This is a genomic window from Acinetobacter lwoffii (genome assembly GCF_024129435.1).
GTDB lineage: Bacteria > Pseudomonadota > Gammaproteobacteria > Pseudomonadales > Moraxellaceae > Acinetobacter > Acinetobacter lwoffii_F.
In genome coordinates, this window is record NZ_JAMXXN010000090.1 from 1 (window position 1) to 344 (window position 344).

At 39.8% G+C, this 344-nt stretch carries 1 pseudogene; it reads left to right on the forward strand.

Features of this window, described 5'->3' with window-relative positions:
- Positions 1 to 30: 30 nt before the first annotated feature.
- Positions 31 to 344, forward strand: a pseudogene (locus NI455_RS15445) (transposase); the annotation flags it as partial.

Sequence of the window (344 nt, forward strand, 5' to 3'; positions counted from 1 at the left end):
CTTTGAGTTATTTTTATTTCTATATTTTCAATGGCACGTACTCTTCTTACCGATGATATCTGGCAGCAAATTCAAGATACTATGCGATTACATGGTTGCTACCGTTCAAAGAATAGTAGAAATATCATGGAAGCGATCTTATGGAAACTGCGTACAGGCGCCACATGGCGTGATATTCCTCAAGAATTTTGTCCTTGGCAAACTGCTTATAATCGTTTTAATCGTTGGGCAAGCAAGGGATTGTGGAATAAATTTTTTTTAGATTACGAGGCGTCTTGGATCAAGAATGGGTATTCATTGACGGAAGCTACATACGCGTGCATCAACATGCAAGTGGAGCTCGG